Raw genomic sequence first — 15,644 nt, 5'->3', positions numbered from 1 at the left:
CTGACCCTCCCATCGAACCATCGCTCGGAGGATGGGTTCTCGCCGTTCGGGCCCTCCATGTGCCATCACGGCGCTACGGCGCGCTCCGCAGCGCTCGCATCGGATGCCCACCGGACACGGCATCAAAGGCCGTGAGCGTGGAACCGACGTCGACACCCGACGACGACAACTCATACAGGCGGAACGCGCGACTGTGGTCACTTCCGCGCATTTTCACCACCAGCAATGCCTTGCGAAGCGCACCCTCCATTTCGAGATAGCGCTGGCTGATGATGATGTCCGTCAGGAACGACACGTGGTATCCCGTCAGCGTGCCACCATGCAGCGCTTCCGTCTCGACCGTCGAGTAGATCGTCACGCCAAGCCGCGTGAGCGCCCCGATGAGTCGATACAGCGATTCGCGAAAGTCGGCGCGGAACGTGGGCGCGAGGGCCATCTCGAATCCATTGATGGAGTCAATGACCACCCGCACGGCGCTCAGTGTCTGCACAGCATCGCGAATCTCCTGCAGCGTTTCGTCCACCGACAGATCGAGCGGGCGAAGATAGATGACGCGCAGACGATCAGCGGCCACCGCGTCACGGATTTCCGGCCCGAATCGGTCGGCGCGTGCCAGATACACCTCGGGTCGTTCTTCAAAGATCGCGACGACGGCCGTCTCCCCTGCGGCGAGACCGGCCCGCACGAACTGCATGGCGAAGGTCGTCTTGCCCGACCCGGTCGGACCGGTGAGCACAAGCGAGTCTCCCACCGGAATGCCGCCCCCCATGATGGCGTCGAGGGCTGGGATGCCCGAGGACAGTCGGTGCGACGTCGCGGGCAAATGCAGATCGAGACGCACCGGCGCGCGGGGGAAGGCCCGTATGCCCTCTTCGGTGATGCGCAGCGTGTGCAAGCCCGGCAGGTGACGAAGACCGCGCGCTTTGACCACTTGGAGCTTCCGCACGATCGAATTGCGCTCCACGTCCTGACTCAGCAGCAGAATGCCATCTGCCACCGTGTAGACGGGATCGGCCGCCTCCAGCTGATGCGATTCGCCGATGAGCACCGACGTGATGTGCCAGGTGGTCAGGTGCAGAGCAAGCCGTTGCACAAAGCCGGCCACACGAGAGAGCCGGTCATCCGAGCGATAGCTCTGCACCAGGGAGCGGAAGGAATCCACCACCACCATGCCGGGACGCAGCGCCGTCACGTCGTGCACGATACGCGCCAGCACCGCATCCAGATCGCCGTCCAGCGCTTCCTCGCTGAGATTGAGCAGATGCACCCGCGTGCCGATGGCGCTGACGTCGAAGAAGTCGAAGGTCTGCTGGTAGCGCAGTAGTTTGAGCGATGTTTCGCCGAGCAGCGTGATGAACAGACCGGGCCGCTCGACCGTGGACGTGGCAAACAGCATCTGCATGGCCATCGTGGTCTTCCCGCTGCCGGGACCACCAGCAATCAGCGAGAAGGAGAACGCCGGCAGGCCACCGCCCAGAATGTCATCCAGTCCGGGGACGCCGGTTGGCAACAGCGCCATGGCCACACCCGGTGACCCGTCCTGTGTTGCGGTGCGGCTCATGATACGGCCTCCTGCGATTCAGCGGATGGAAGACCACGAAACAGCGGCGCTACACTCAGTTCCAGCAGCCGGATGCCAAGTTCCCATCCGACCACTTCACTGAGTTCATGCATCATGCACTCGAGCAGCGCGACCACCGCCGCGTGCAGCGCATCGGGCGCCAGGTCCGGATCGAGTTCCGCAAACTCGGGGAACGCCTGCAACACCGGATGCCGCTGCTGCGTGTCGCTCACACAGCGATTGAGCAGCGCCGCATAGCCCTCGGCGCCGACCCAGCGCCGCAGGCCGGACTCGAGCGCCGTGAGCACCACGTCGGCCGTCTTGCCAGCCGGCTGGCCCGGTGATGCAGCCCGAGCCGCAGCGTGCCACACACGATGCGCGACGATCAATGCGCGGGCGTCGTCAGCGTTCATGCTGACGCTCTCCACCGCGTGAGTACGCCGCAATTTCCAGACGAGAGCGCAGGGACAGCTTCTCCAGAATGTTGTGCACGTGACTCTTGACCGTGTGCACGGCAATGTAGAGACGCGCCGCAATCTCCTTGTTGCTCAATCCGATACCCAGCAGGCTCATGATCTCCCGCTCGCGCACGGTCAGCCGGACGTCGTCCTCCATCATGGCCCGATTCTCGCGACCGGCATCCTGAATGATCTGCGTAAACAGCGAGTGCGTGAGAGCGCTCGGCAGGGCGTCCTGTCCGCCCGCGACCCGCCGCATGGTCTCCAGCATTTCGTCGAGTGTTGCCGCCTTCATGAGGAAACCCACGGCCCCCGCCCGTATGAAGGCGGCCAAATCCTCAGGCGGGGCATCGATGCCCATGACAATGACACGCGACGAGGGGATGGTCGTGGTCAGGCGCGCGCAGGACTCCACACTGTCTTCATCCGCGAGGCCCACGTCCAGCAGCACCAACCGGGGCGCGTTACGCGCGAGGCCGATGAGCGCTTCGTCCACGCCACTCGCATCACAGGTGACCCGGTACTCCGGTTGCGAGGCCAGCACCTTCACCATGCCGCGACGCAGCAGGCGGTTGTCATCGATGATGGCAACCGACACGGGAGACGGATGCGTCGAAGCCGGCGGGGGCCGATCCTCAACGGGGGCAGCCGGTGGGCCCATGGCTTGTTCTCTCTTGGAGAAGACGACACGCTGCGGCACAGACAGGGCAGCGCCCAACACGTCAGGACCACCACTGGCACGACATCGGGTTCGTCACACACGCCGTCACGCCCGCCATCGCATGCGTCGTCACGCATCGGCCGGCGGGCGAGAGCCGGCGGGGTACCACGGTGTGCCACACATGGAACATGAGCGAAGTCCGGTCAAGAGAGAAGGCGCAGCTCCACGTCCGCTGTGTTGCGGAATCCCGCCCGTGGAAGAGAATGGCATTGGGTGCATTTGCCGCGGTCCCGTCTGCTTGCGTAGGCCTACGGCCCCGGCGTGGTCTCGCCCATGACCATGGACGAGTGGGCTGCAGGGGGAAGTGTAGAGTGGCCACGCTCACTCTTCCATCGCTCCGAAGAGCGGTTTTTTGCGGCAACGCGGCATTAACTCGGCGGGCGTTCCCGCCGGATCACTCGTCTGATCGATTCCCTGCCGATCGTGGGGCGACAAGACTCCATGGTGGGCCGTTCACGCCGAATGTTCCCCACGAACACCCTACGCCGAGATTCAGATGCGCAATACACATTGGCTCGCGGTCTCCGCCCTCCTCGTCGTCGCCGTGACCGCCTGCGCAAAGGACGACGCCACCATGGCCCGTTTCGACGTGCGCGATGTCGCACTCAGCGACACGACGACGATCGCCTCGGACGACGAAATGCTCCAGGAAGGTCATCGCTACAGCGTGGTGCTCATGTCCGAGAACATGTCCAAGCGCATCCTCCGCGTGCTGGATGACGAAGTGATTCCGGACAGCGGTATGGCGCGACTGCGAGTCATCCACGCGGCGCCCGGTGGGCCCATGCTGGACGTCCGCGCTGCGAACGGCACCACCGAGTTGTTTACCGACCTCAAGTTCAATGAGGGGGCCAACTATGTGGACGTGCTGCCGGCCACCGTCACACTCGAAGTGCGCGCGGCCAATAGCGCCCCCGTTCTCCTGACGGTGCCCTCACTGCCCCTGGCGCGCGGAACCGCCACCACGGTCGTGCTCAGTGGTGCCACACAACTATCCTGGTTCACATTTGTCGACACCATGATGCCTGCCACGGCCATTCGCTGAGCCGTCGATACGCTGTGGCACGGACGCCCGCATCACCGGCCCCGACCGGTGATGCGGGCATGGCAGGGCACGAGGCGTCCTCGCTCCACCGAATCCGAAAGGCAAGGCGTCAGCGCTTCAGCATCCCCAATACCGATTGCACCAATGCGCCGCTGTTGGCCGGCACCGCGCCACCGGGTGTGAGCTGATGCACCACCTCCGGCAGCAGCTTCGCCAATCCGCTGCTTGCCTCAGCCGGCGCCATGCCGGCCTGTGACGCCACCTGGGCCAGCGTGTCGCGCCCCAGCACCTGCTCGAGCTGCGCGCCGCTCAATGCCGAGTTGGCGCCCGTGCCCACCCAGCTCTGCACCACGTCGCCCAGACCACCCGCCTGGAACTTGGCAATCAGGCCGTCCAGCCCGCCCATCTGCTGCACCAGCGCCATGGCCGCGGCCAGTAATCCGTTGTTGGCGCCACCCTGGCCACCGAACTGCTTGAGCAGGCCACCCACCAATTCCTGCGCGTCGCCGCCCTTGCCTCCCAACAGTGACCCCGCCACATCACCCAATGCGCCGTCAAACAGTCCCATGGTCCCCTCGTCTCGTTGCGTGTTTTGATGCAGTGTTCAGGGCTCAGCCAAACGTTCTCCTGCCGCCCCGTGCCGCAGCCTGCGCCACGGCCCCTCTGCAAGCTACCTCCCGCCGCTCCCTTCCGTCATGACCGACTTCAACACGCCGCCAGCGCTCGCGCCCGCCGAAGCCCGCGCCATCGTGGCCATCGGCACGCTCGCCGCGCTGGCTGACGGCTCGCACGACCCCGACGAACGCGCGCAGCTCAACACGGCCGCCCTCGCCCTCGGCCTGGACGACACCGAGTCCATCATTGCCCGCGCAACCCGCGGCGAGCTCACACCCGCCACGTTCGCAGCCGACCTCACCACGCCCGCCGCGCGGCAGCTGGCCTACGACACCGCCGTTGCCATCTGCCAGGCCAACGGCTGGCGCAATCCGAGCGAGTCCGCCTTCCTGCGCGAACTGGCCGTCACGCTGGGCGCCGACACGGCCCCCGCCGCACGCGCCGCAGCGCCAGACCTCGAAGCGGTCAGCACCGTGGCGGCGTCAGGGCAGGACAGCAACACCACCAGCGGTGCGGCGGCGCCCTCGGTACTCGACCAGCACATTCTCGACCAGGCCATTCTCACCGCCGCGCTGGAACTGCTGCCCGATCGCCTCGCCAACCTCGGCATTCTGCCACTGCAACTTCGGCTCGTGCAGTGCATCGGCCAACATCACGGCCAGACGCTCGACGCCTCGCAGGTGAAAGACCTTGCCGCCGCACTCGGCATTGGCGCCGCCGCGCAGGTGCTGGAGAAGGTGGTCCGCCGCTCATTGGGCGGCCTGGCCGGCGGGCTGCTGGGCGGCGCGCTGGGCGGTCTGCTGGGCGGCACCGCAGGCCAGGCCGCGGGCGTGGCCTCCGGCATGGCGGTGACCTTTGCCGCCACTTATGCGCTGGGCCACGCGGCCGATCAGTATTACGCCCAGGGACGGCAGCTCTCGACCGCCGACCTCAAAGCGCTGTTCACGCGCTTCACCGACGAAGCCCAAACCATCTTCCCGCGGGTCGAGCAGCGCATCCGCGATCTGGCGCGCAGCAATCAATTGAGTCACCTGGTCCGAACCATCTGACTATCGCGCACCGCAAGACGGCGGGCCGCTAACCCCGACTCGCCGACAATCGGTCCCCGCTTCACCACCACTCAACGTCGCGCCGCCCGCGCGAGTAATTCACCGGACCCCTCCCGGAGACCCATCCATGTCCCACCTCACGCGTCCCCGTGGACGCTGGAGCGCCTTCCTCCTGCTGGCCACCACGGCCGGCACGCTCCAAGCCCAGAACAACGCACAGGCCACGCAGCCCGATGAGAATCGTCCGGTCAAGGCCAACTGGGCGCTGGCCAATCGCTTCAATGCGGCCACGCTGCGCAACATCACCTACACGTTCGGCGTGCAGCCGCGCTTCCTCGGCCAGTCGGACACGATGTACTACAACTGGCGCGACCGGAACGGCAATCGCTTCATGCTCTACGTGCCGTCGCCCACCGGTGGCAGCAAGCGCCTGCTCTTCGATCCGGCCAAGATGGCCGAGCAGCTCACGCTGCTGAGCAAGAAGCCGTACGACGCCACCAACCTGCCCTTCCAGACCATCACCTTCCTCAAGAACCACAAGGGCTTCCGCTTCACGGTGGACACGGTGCGGTACGAGTGGACGCTGGCCACCGAGACGCTCAAGTCGCTGGGCCGTCCGCCGCGCAACGCGCCCCCGCCGGCTGATGAGGAGCGCGACACGCAGGGCGGTGGTGGCGGTGGCTTTGGTGGTGGCGGCGCCGGCCGCAACTTCCAGAACTACAACCCCGACAGCAGCGCCTTCGTGTTCGCGCGCGATCACAACCTGTTCTTCGTCGACGTGAAGACGGGCGACACCACGAAGATCAGCAGCGATGGCGCGGAGCACTACAGCTTCGGGTTCCGCGACACCACCGAAAATCGCCGTCAGCTCAATGCACTCAGTGGCGGCGGTGGTCAGCAGAATCAGGGTGAAGACGACGAACAGGACGACAACGCGTCCACCGACATGCGCGTGCGGCCGCAGGGGACCTGGTCGCCCGATGGCAAGAGCTTTGCCGTGGTGCGCCGCGACCAGCGCAAGGTCAAGGAATTGTTCCTCGTGAACGTGCTGGCCAATCCGCGCCCCGTACTGCTGCACTACAAGTACACCATGCCCGGCGAGGAGAACGTCACGCAGAGCGAGCTCTGGGTGTACCGCCGCGGCGAGCCGGCCATCAAGCAGATCAACGTGCGCAAGTGGAAGGATCAGGCGCTCATGGATCTGCACTGGCCGGTGAGTGGCGACAAGCTGCGTCTGCTGCGCCGGGATCGCCCGCAGCGTGCCGTCGATCTCATCGAAATCGATGTTGCCACGGGGGCCATCAAGACGCTGCTCACCGACGCCATCGAAGGTGCCGCGCTCGAGCCCAAGCCGGTGCAGTACCTCAAGAAGGGCGGCGACTTCCTCTGGTGGTCGCAGAAGACCGGCTGGGGCATGTACTACGTGTACAACTTCGACGGCGGCGAGAAATATCCGCTCACCACGGGGCAGTGGAACGTCAGCCGCGTCGTGAAGATCGACTCCACCACGGGTCAGGTGTGGATCGCAGGTCAGGGCCGTGAGCCGGGTGAGCAGCTCTACCAGACGCACCTGTATCGCGTGAACGGCAACGGCAGCGGGCTGACGCTGCTCGATCCGGGCAATGCGCATCACGCGCTCACGCTCGGCGAGAATGGCACGCCGAGCATCGTCTCGCCCACCAAGCGCTACATCTACGACACCTACTCGCGCATGGATCAGCCGCCGGTGTCGGTGGTGCGTGACGGGCAGACGGGCCGCGTGCTCACCAAGCTCGAGGAGATGGACCTCAGCAAGCTCAAGGAACTGGGCTTCGTGGGCGCCACGCCGTTCTCGGTCAAGGCCGCTGACGGCGTGACGGAACTCTTCGGCAACATGTGGAAGCCCATCGACTTCGACAGCACGAAGAAGTATCCCATCATCAACTACGTGTATCCGGGTCCGCAGACGGAAGCGGTCACCACCGGCTTCAGCGTGGGCGGTGGCCAGATGCAGCTGGCGCAGCTGGGCTTCATCGTCATTCAGGTCGGTCACCGCGGCGGCTCACCGCTGCGTTCACTGGCCTACCACCGCTACGGCTACGGCAACCTGCGCGACTACGCGCTGGCCGACAAGAAGGCGGCCATCGAGCAGCTTGCGGCACGTCACAGCTTCATCGATCTCGACAAGGTGGGCATTTACGGCCACTCAGGTGGTGGCTTCCTCACTGCGGCCGCCATGCTGCTGCCGCCGTACAACGAGTTCTTCAAGGTGGGCTGGTCGGAATCCGGCAATCACGACAACAACATCTACAACCAGAACTGGTCGGAGTGGAACCACGGGGTGCGCGTGGTCGCACGCGCGGACAGTGCCCGTGGTGGTGCGCGCGCGGGTGCAGCCAACGCCCAGCAGCGTCGCGGCGGGCCGGGCAACAATGGTGGCGGCAACGGCGGTTCGGTGCGTGAGGTCGCACAGGACAGCACGAATTTCGACAACGTGCGCTTCGACATTCGCGTGCCCACCAATCACGAACTCGCGGCCAACCTCAAGGGCAACCTCGCGCTCATCACGGGTGACCTCGACAACAACGTGCACCCGGGTGGCACCATCAAGCTCGCCAATGCGCTGATGCGCGCCAACAAGCGCTTCGACCTGTACATCTACCCGGGCGAGCCGCACGGCTACCGCGGCGCCGTGGGCACGTACAACCAGCGCATGCTCATGGAGTACTTTGCCGAGCATCTGCTGGGCGACTACTACCGCGGCAACAGCGAGATCAAGTAACGCACACTCGCCAACGCAGCGGCCCGGAGGACATCGGCATCACGCGCCGACATCCTCCGGGCCGTTGTGCGTTCCGTCTCATTGGACTCAGTCGGGAGATGGCAGCACCACCAGGCGCCGATACGACACCGTCTGCCCCTCGCGGTGCAGCACATGCAGGGCGTGCAGTGGCGCGACCTCACGGTGATGCGCGAGCGCACGCTCGAGACCATGGCAGAGATGCGAATTGCAGATGGCTGAACGCATGTCACGTGGCAGGGTGCAGCCCCTGGGCCCCTGATACACGCAACCAGGCAGCTGACTGCGTGGTGGCACGTACGAGAGATAGGCTGCCACCACCTCGTCGTCCGAGGCGCCCGGATGTCGTGCCAGATACTCCTGCAGCGTGCGCTCGTTGATGAACGCGTGAGTCCCGGCGCCACGGCAGCAGTGGCCGCGGCACGCCGCGCAGGCCGCGCCAAACAACGGCCCCAGCTCGGCAGGCAGCGGCTCTGGCTGCGCCCGGTGCCGCGCGATCTGCTCGGCCGTCAACTCACGCATGTCCACAAGCTTTTGCCGCACATGCGCCTCCAGCTCGCGCCGCCGCTTCTGCCGCATGCGGGTGGAGCGCACATGATTGCGCGGCACAATGGCCACCCCATGATGCGCGGCCTCCTCCGGCGTGCTCCCGCGCGCCGCCTCCGCGTCGGCCACCAGGGCCCGTCCGCGTTCCCAGGCCGCCTCGTGGGCGGCACGTGCGGCGGACAGGCGCTGCTGTGTAGCCTGCTGCATACAGGCCAGCGCGCCGCAGTCACCAATGCCCTGCCTCTCCAAGGGCAACGGCACCCCACACTGCCGACACTTGGCATGGGCAGGCAGCATGGCAAAGCCGTGCACGCAGCCAGGCTTGCGGCAGGTCCTGGCTTCACGCGCGCGCAACACATCGAGCGCCGCGTGGCACATGACGCAGGTGGCCGGCGCGAGGGCTGGGGGAATGATCGGCATGGTCAATCCTCGCGCGCTGTCGGCGCGGACGGAAGGCCGGCCAGTCACATCAACCCAATCCCGACTGCCGGCCCCTCAACCGCCCCCTGTTCGCCCGGCCAGGACCCCGTACATTCCGCGCATGCAGACCGACGTCCGCATCGAAGCCATCGCTCACGTCATTCAGCTCGCTATCGCGCCGGTGTTCATGCTCACCGGCATCTCGGCGCTGCTTGGTGTGCTCACCAATCGCCTGGCACGCGTCATCGATCGCGCGCGGCTGCTCGAAGGGCATCTGCCCGACCTGACCGGTGAACACAAGCACGTCACCAGCGGCGATCTGCGCATGCTGTCGCGTCGCGCGCGGCATATCAATCGCGCCATCGGGCTGTGCACCCTGGCGGCGCTGCTCGTCTGCCTGCTCATTGCGCTGCTGTTCGTGAGCGCCCTGCGCTCCTTCAACGCGGCGCAGGTAGTCTCCACGCTCTTTGTGGCCAGCATGCTCTGTCTCATTGCGGGCCTCGTGAGCTTCCTCCGCGAAGTGCAGCTCGCCACCAAGTCCCTGCGCATCGGGCCGCACTGAACACAGGCCCTGCACACTGGGCAACGGCACGGCTGAAAACACGACGGGCCGCCAGTCGATGACTGGCGGCCCGCGGTGCGGATCCTTGAAGCGTCGCGGCTTAGCCGCGGAGCTTCACGACCTGCTCGGCGGCGGGGCCCTTCTGGCCCTGCACGATGTCGAACTCGACACGCTCGCCCTCGGCCAGGGTGCGGAAACCGCCGCCCTGAATGGCCGAGTGGTGGACGAAGCAATCCTTCGAGCCGTCGTCGGGCGTGATGAAACCAAAGCCCTTGGCGTCGTTGAACCACTTCACCTTGCCGGTCGTACGCATGGCACTGCTCCTGTTGCTGTGTGTTCGGAGTCCGGCCCTGCCGTACGCACCGAGCACTCGTGTTGGTTCGCGGACCAAACCCCCGCGCGGGTCACGGTTACCAATCGACAACCGCGTGACGTCCCGGACCCATGGGTTCCCCCACGGATCTGAACGCTGCTAGACGCTAGTGCGCCTTCGCACAAGTGTCAACACTGATTTTTTTCCGGGCGGTCACGGCCCGGTCCCGACCCGCCCACCGCCTTTACATCGGTCCGGACGACGCGCAACGTGGAGGGGTTCGTGTTTGTCCCCACCTCCCCCGGAGCGCTGATGAAGGACGCGCAGCTCAAGGCCCTGCTCAAGAAGACCCAGCAGAAGGCCACGCAGGCCAAGAAGCCCACCCGCCAGCCTTACGACCCAACCCTCGAGGCCACGCGCAGCAAGCAGGAAGCCGAGGACAGCGACGCCAAGGAAATCTTCCGCGAGATGAAGCGCCGCGAGTTCTGACCGGCGACGGGCCGTGCGCCTTGGCCGTGCGCCGAAACCCACGCCGGCCCTTTCTCCGTAGGCCCCCACATGAGCCTCTCGCCCTCCCCTCGCCCTGACCCGGCCTTTCTCGCGCTGCAGGCGGCGCTCGCCGGCCGTTTTTCGCTCGAACGGGAAATCGGCCGCGGCGGCATGGGGATTGTGTTCCTTGCCCGCGACGTCCTGCTGGAGCGACCGGTCGCCATCAAGCTGCTGGCGCCCACCCTTGGGGCCCGCGAGGCCATGCGCCGCCGCTTTCTGCGCGAAGCACGCACGGCGGCGCAGTGCTTCCACCCGCATATCGTGCCCATTCACGAGGTGGCCGAGTCGGGGGAGCTGGCGTGGTTTGTCATGGCCTACGTGCAGGGCGAAACATTGGCCGACCGCCTGCGGCGCAGCGGACCGCTCCCGCCCGACCTGGTCCAGCGCATCGGGCGCGAAGTGGGTTGGGCCCTTGGCTACGCGCACGAGCGCGGCGTGGTGCACCGCGATGTCAAACCCGAGAACATCCTGATCGAAAAGGACACGGGCCGCGCCCTCATTGCCGATTTTGGCATCGCGCAGCAAGTGCATGGTCCGGACGTGTCGGGCGAGGTGGCGGGTACCGCCCGCTTCATGGCCCCCGAACAGGCGCTCGGCGACGCGCTCGACGGGCGTGCCGACCTCTATGCCCTGGGTGTCACGCTCTATCTCGCCGCAACCGGTCGCTACCCGGTGGACGGCCAGTCCGCCATGGCCATCGTGGCGCAGCAGGCCGTTTCTCGTCCACCGGCCGTGCGCCACTTCGCGCCACAGTTGCCGGCCGCGCTGGCTGACGCCATCGATCAGTGCCTCGCGCCCATGGCAACGGAGCGCTTTGCGACGGCCGCGCATTTTGTAGCCGCGCTCGACCGCGAACCGCCCGCGCGCGACGAGCATCCGACGCTGCGCGAGACCCGTCACGCGGCGCAGTCCAGCGCTACGCTGCTCGACTGGTCCGTCACCCTCTCGCTGGTTGGATTCTTTCTCATCCTCGGCGAGGAAGCCGGATCGTTGAGTCGCGGCATCATGAGGGCCATCGTGGAGAGCGTGCTGGTTTTTGCGGCCGTGGCCACGACGGTTCGCTCGGCCGAGTTGCCCCTGCTCGTTCGGCGGGCATTGCGAGAGGGCAATGCGCCCGATGACGTGGCGCAGGCCCTGGCCGCGCCCTCGGTGCCGCCCACACGCGCCATACCCGCGCTGCAGGCCGGCAGCCTGTTACTGCTTGGCGCCGCACTGGCCTTTGCGCAGGGCACCATGGACTCTCTCGAATTGCCAACCGTCATCGAGTGGTTTGGCGCATTGGCCACCTGGCTTGCCCCTCCGGTGCTCGTTCAACGCGGACTGGCCGGACTGCGCCGCAGCACCGGACTCGGTGCCTGGCTGCAGCGCCATGTGCGACTGCCCGCCGCACGCTGGCTGACCGCGCGTCTCACGCCCGCAAACGTCGTGTCGCCGTCCGTTGCGGCCAGCGCACCCACGGAGTGGCAGCTCGGCAACGAGGCGGGCGCCATTCTCGCCCGACTCGGACAGGAGACCCAGGCACAGCTCGCGGCCCTGCCGGCTGCCACCGCAGCGCTCGCGCAGGAAGCCGCGGCCCTGCGCGCCCGCGCACATCACCTCTCCGACGAAATGCGCGCGCTGCGCCATGATACCGCCCTGCGTCCTGATGCGCGCACCCGTCAGGTCGCGGCACTCGACGCCGAGCGACAGCAGGTCCAGGCGCGACTGGGCACGGCCGTCGCTGCGCTCGAGAGCATTCGTCTCGACTTGCTGCGACTCGAGTCGGAAGCCCTTACGCCCGGCAACCTCACCGAACAGTTGGCCGTCGTGCAGGATCTGCACCGACGGGTCGAAGCCATGAGCGATGTGGAGCGCGCCTTGCGGCCTCTGCGGCCGGAGCCCACTCCGGCCTAGGCGAGGGTGATGTATCTTGAGCGCAGTACGAGGTCCGTCTTGCTCTCCTACTGCCCTCCTTCCATGACGCCTCTCCTCCCCTTGGCGCGCCGCAACGCCCGCCTGCGGTCTCCCGTTCTGCGCCGCTCGCCGTGGCTGCTGATGCTGCCGCTCCTGGCCTGCGTCGCCGGCGACAAAGCACCCAATGCGTCCACTGACAGCGCGGCAGCCACCGCGCTCGCCGCGGCCGCCGCTGACACCGGTGCGTGGCAGAACGGTGATGAACAGATCGCCTGGTCCAGCAACATCGTGGACGGGCAAATCACCGAAATCACCGAGCAGGTCAGCTTCGGCACCGATGGACGCGCCGAACGCACGCTGCGCTTCACCGCCGATGGCGCACTCACCGCCTTCCGCGAAATCCGCACGCAGACCGTGCAGCAGTCGGCCAAGTCGCCCACCACCATGCGCGTGGAACTCGACGTCACTTTTGCCGGGGACTCGGTGCGCTCACAGACCAAGACGGTGGATGGCGCGCCCGCCACGGTGCAACCCTGGGACATCGAGAACATCCGTCGTCACGCCGCCGCCACGCTGCAGCAGCTGCGACTCCCCGATTCTCCGGCAACACCGAACCGTGACTGATTTCGAAACCCTGGGCGCGTTCTACCTCGGCAAACAGTACGACCTCGGCACCCGCACACGCCGCGACGAGTTCGTCCTGTGTGACGCCAAGGATCTCACCACTCATGCCGTCATCATCGGCATGACCGGCAGTGGCAAGACGGGCCTTGGTGTGGGTCTGCTGGAAGAGGCGCTCATTGATCGAGTGCCGGTCATCGCCGTAGATCCCAAGGGAGATCTGGGCAATCTGGCGCTGCGCTTTCCCGCGTTGGCTCCCTCGGACTTCCGCCCCTGGGTGGACCCGCAGCAGGCCACCAACAACGGGCTCACGCCCGAGCAGTTCGCCGAACAACAGGCCACGCTGTGGCGCAATGGTCTGGCTGGTTGGGGCCAGGACGGCGCGCGCATTCAGCGCTGCATGGACGCCGCCGATGTGACCATTTACACACCGGGCAGCACCGCCGGTCGGCCGCTCTCGTTGCTCAAGGCCTTCGATGCGCCGCCACCAGCCGTGCAGCAGGATGCCGAGGCCTTGCAGGAACGGGTGAATGCCACCGCGACCTCGCTGCTCGCGCTGCTTGGCATCGATGCCGATCCCATTACGAGCCGCGAACACATCCTGCTCGCGAATCTTCTGCACCATGCCTGGCGCGAGGGACGCAGTCTCGATCTGGCCGGACTGATTGGCGGCATTCAATCGCCACCATTCAGCACCGTGGGCGTGATGCCGCTGGACACGGTGTTTCCTCCCAAGGATCGCATGGCGCTCGCCATGCAACTCAACAACCTGCTGGCAGCACCCGGCTTTCAGACCTGGATGCAGGGCGAAGCGCTGGACACCGCCAGCCTGCTGTATACGCCGCAGGGCAAGCCGCGTGGCTCGGTCATTTCCATCGCGCACCTGAATGACGCCGAGCGCATGTTCTTCATGACGCTGCTGCTGGCGGACATTCTGGCGTGGGTGCGCGCACAGCCGGGCACCGGGTCACTGCGCGCCATTCTGTACATCGACGAGCTATTCGGCTACATGCCGCCGGTGGCCAACCCGCCCAGCAAGGTGCTGCTGCTCACGCTGCTCAAGCAGGCGCGCGCCTACGGCCTGGGTGTGGTGCTCGCCACGCAGAACCCGGTCGATCTCGACTACCGCGGTCTGTCCAACACCGGCACCTGGTTCATCGGCCGCTTGCAAACCGAGCGCGACAAGATGCGCGTGATGGAGGGACTCGAAGGCGTGTCGGGTGGTCAGCCCTTCGACCGCGCCGCCATGGAGCAGACCATCGCGGGACTCGGCAAGCGCGTGTTCCTCATGCACAGCGTGCACGAGGCCGGACCCGTGACCTTCGAAACGCGCTGGACGCTGTCGTATCTCGCTGGCCCCATGACGCGCGATCAGATCCGGCAGGTGACGGCCGCGCAGTCTGCGGGTGCGGCCACACCGGCTGCCCCTAACGCGGCGTTGGCCAATGGGCAGGGCGCCGCGTCTTCGCCGGCCGGTGCAGTGGGCCCTGCCTCCGTTGGCAGCAGCCCGCCGGTGTTGCCACACGACGTGCCGCAATACTTCCTCACACCCACACAGGACACCGGCGATCTGCTGTACACGCCAGCGGTGCTGGGCCTGGCCGATGTGCAACTCACCAACGCTAGGCTCGGCGTGGCCGAACAACGGCGTGTGGCGCTGCTCACCACCGTCAACGACGGCCCGATTGCGGTGGAGTGGGATGGCAGTGAGCGCGTGGAACTCGACCCGTCACAACTCACGCGTTCGGCCGTCGGCAGCGCGCAGTTTGGCAACGTGCCGGCCATCGCGACGTCGGCCAAGAGCTACGCCGCCTGGAGCAAGACGCTGCAGAAATGGCTCGTGGCCAACGAACAGGTCACGCTGTTCAAGAGCGCCGCACTCAAGCTCACCTCAAACCCCGGCGAATCGGAACGCGACTTCCGCATTCGATTGCAGGTGCACGCGCACGAACTGCGCGACGAAAAGATCGCGGCGCTGCGCAGCAAGTACAGCAGCAAGCTGGCCACCGCCGTGGAGAAGGTGCGCAAGGCCGAGCAGGCCGTGCAACGCGAGCAGCAGCAGGCGTCGCAGGCCAAGATGGACACGGCCATCTCGGTGGGTGGTGCCATCCTCGGCGCCATCTTCGGCCGCGGCAAGGTGGGCGTGGGCACACTGGGCAAGGTCGCCACGGCGTCGCGCGGTGCCGGACGCGCGGTGCAGCAGGCCAGCGATGTCACGCGGGCGGCCGAGTCATTGGAGGCGGCGCGGCAGCAATACGCGGACCTCGAGGCGCGCCTGCAGGAAGAGGTCGATGCCCTGGGTGCGGCCTACGATGCCCAACAGGAAACACTGGAGACGACCGTCGTGAAGGCCAAGGCGGCCGATGTGCACCTTCAGTTGGTCGCGCTCTGCTGGGTACCACGAACGCGCGATGCATCGGGTCGCCTCACCGATGCCTGGCGCTGAACGGCAATTCCGTCAGTGCAGATCGGCCGTGGCCGGTCTGCACGGGCGGCGTGCTTCGCCGCTCAG

At 66.5% G+C, this 15,644-nt stretch carries 14 protein-coding genes; 8 read left to right on the top strand and 6 right to left on the bottom strand.

Annotated elements, in window-relative coordinates:
• Window positions 1–73 precede the first annotated feature (73 nt).
• From B2747_RS11345 to B2747_RS11335, 3 genes are read right to left on the bottom strand one after another with little or no spacing between them, the layout of a single operon-like run.
• Window positions 74–1,561, bottom strand: coding sequence for an ATPase domain-containing protein (locus B2747_RS11345; RefSeq protein WP_291160646.1), 1,488 nt, complete (start codon window positions 1,559–1,561; stop codon window positions 74–76).
• Window positions 1,558–1,974: a hypothetical protein gene (locus B2747_RS11340; protein WP_291160643.1), complete on the bottom strand. Its 417-nt coding sequence runs from the start codon at window positions 1,972–1,974 to the stop codon at window positions 1,558–1,560. The genes B2747_RS11345 and B2747_RS11340 overlap by 4 nt, the downstream gene beginning before the upstream one ends.
• On the bottom strand, window positions 1,964–2,617 hold the full coding sequence (locus B2747_RS11335) for a LuxR C-terminal-related transcriptional regulator (RefSeq protein WP_291160640.1): 654 nt from the start codon (window positions 2,615–2,617) through the stop codon (window positions 1,964–1,966). The genes B2747_RS11340 and B2747_RS11335 overlap by 11 nt, the downstream gene beginning before the upstream one ends.
• Window positions 2,618–3,236: 619 nt before the next feature.
• Here B2747_RS11335 and B2747_RS11330 point away from each other — a divergent pair.
• Window positions 3,237–3,785 (top strand): DUF4397 domain-containing protein, encoded by a 549-nt coding sequence (locus B2747_RS11330; RefSeq protein ID WP_291160638.1) that lies wholly within the window; start codon window positions 3,237–3,239, stop codon window positions 3,783–3,785.
• A gap of 109 nt (window positions 3,786–3,894) precedes the next feature.
• Here B2747_RS11330 and B2747_RS11325 read toward each other — a convergent pair whose 3' ends face one another.
• Window positions 3,895–4,353 (bottom strand): YidB family protein, encoded by a 459-nt coding sequence (locus B2747_RS11325; protein ID WP_291160636.1) that lies wholly within the window; start codon window positions 4,351–4,353, stop codon window positions 3,895–3,897.
• Window positions 4,354–4,480: 127 nt separating this feature from the next.
• Between B2747_RS11325 and B2747_RS11320 the strand changes: the two genes are divergently transcribed.
• Together B2747_RS11320 and B2747_RS11315 are read left to right on the top strand one after the other, a co-directional pair.
• On the top strand, window positions 4,481–5,449 hold the full coding sequence (locus B2747_RS11320) for a DUF533 domain-containing protein (RefSeq protein ID WP_291160634.1): 969 nt from the start codon (window positions 4,481–4,483) through the stop codon (window positions 5,447–5,449).
• A gap of 127 nt (window positions 5,450–5,576) precedes the next feature.
• On the top strand, window positions 5,577–8,210 hold the full coding sequence (locus tag B2747_RS11315) for a S9 family peptidase (protein ID WP_291160631.1): 2,634 nt from the start codon (window positions 5,577–5,579) through the stop codon (window positions 8,208–8,210).
• 87 nt (window positions 8,211–8,297) lie between these two features.
• Here B2747_RS11315 and B2747_RS11310 read toward each other — a convergent pair whose 3' ends face one another.
• Entirely contained in the window at window positions 8,298–9,194 is an 897-nt protein-coding gene (locus tag B2747_RS11310) for a hypothetical protein (protein WP_291160628.1), read from the bottom strand.
• A 121-nt stretch (window positions 9,195–9,315) separates the two neighbouring features.
• On the opposite strand from B2747_RS11310, the gene B2747_RS11305 reads away from it, so the two are divergent.
• The gene (locus B2747_RS11305) at window positions 9,316–9,756 is read left to right on the top strand and encodes a DUF2721 domain-containing protein (protein WP_291160625.1); all 441 of its coding nucleotides are present in this window, start codon (window positions 9,316–9,318) and stop codon (window positions 9,754–9,756) included.
• Between the two features lie 100 nt (window positions 9,757–9,856).
• On the opposite strand, the gene B2747_RS11300 is transcribed toward B2747_RS11305, so the two are convergent.
• Window positions 9,857–10,069, bottom strand: a complete 213-nt coding sequence (locus tag B2747_RS11300) for a cold shock domain-containing protein (RefSeq protein WP_291160622.1) — start codon at window positions 10,067–10,069, stop codon at window positions 9,857–9,859.
• Window positions 10,070–10,381: 312 nt separating this feature from the next.
• Between B2747_RS11300 and B2747_RS11295 the strand changes: the two genes are divergently transcribed.
• The 4 genes from B2747_RS11295 to B2747_RS11280 all read left to right on the top strand — a co-directional run bounded on the left by B2747_RS11295 (window position 10,382) and on the right by B2747_RS11280 (window position 15,578).
• Window positions 10,382–10,558, top strand: a complete 177-nt coding sequence (locus B2747_RS11295) for a hypothetical protein (protein WP_291160619.1) — start codon at window positions 10,382–10,384, stop codon at window positions 10,556–10,558.
• A gap of 69 nt (window positions 10,559–10,627) precedes the next feature.
• A complete protein-coding gene (locus B2747_RS11290) occupies window positions 10,628–12,511 on the top strand; it encodes a serine/threonine-protein kinase (RefSeq protein WP_291160616.1) in 1,884 nt (627 codons plus the stop codon).
• Window positions 12,512–12,574: 63 nt separating this feature from the next.
• A complete protein-coding gene (locus B2747_RS11285; protein ID WP_291160612.1) occupies window positions 12,575–13,135 on the top strand; it encodes a hypothetical protein in 561 nt (186 codons plus the stop codon).
• Complete coding sequence (locus B2747_RS11280) at window positions 13,128–15,578, top strand: ATP-binding protein (RefSeq protein ID WP_291160609.1); 2,451 nt, start codon at window positions 13,128–13,130, stop codon at window positions 15,576–15,578. The genes B2747_RS11285 and B2747_RS11280 overlap by 8 nt, the downstream gene beginning before the upstream one ends.
• Window positions 15,579–15,644: the final 66 nt, after the last annotated feature.

Origin of the sequence: Gemmatimonas sp. UBA7669 (assembly GCF_002483225.1) — a bacterium.
In the GTDB taxonomy this organism is placed as follows: Bacteria; Gemmatimonadota; Gemmatimonadetes; order Gemmatimonadales; family Gemmatimonadaceae; genus Gemmatimonas.
The sequence above is the reverse complement of the archived record's forward strand: the minus strand, read 5'-3'. Positions and strand labels throughout refer to the sequence as shown.